General features: G+C 50.0%; 1 protein-coding gene. It reads left to right on the top strand.

Translation table 11 applies throughout. The features are described from left to right. Positions 1–260, top strand: a 260-nt coding sequence (locus tag Q4563_RS20735) for a CorA family divalent cation transporter (RefSeq protein ID WP_442903833.1), incomplete at both ends; no start/stop codon positions are given.

Raw genomic sequence — 260 nt, 5'->3', positions numbered from 1 at the left:
GCCTTGTACGAGCAGGGCACTGACGCCTTGATGCGCCAGTTAATGGGGTATCGTTCCCGGTTGGTGAAATTGCGGCGGGTGTTTAATTATCACCAAAGCATCACCGATGAATTAAAAACCAGTGATCTGGCGTTGTTTACACAACCAGATCTGGAGCTGGACCACACACTGAACGACTTGCATGACCGCTTTGAGCGGCTGGCCAGCCTGGTAGCGATGTTTTATGACATCTGTGGTGATCTGATTGATGGTTATCTTGC

Source organism: Gilvimarinus sp. 1_MG-2023 (genome assembly GCF_030548285.1).
Note: the sequence above shows the minus strand (reverse complement) of the source record. Positions and strands in the feature narration are given on the sequence as shown.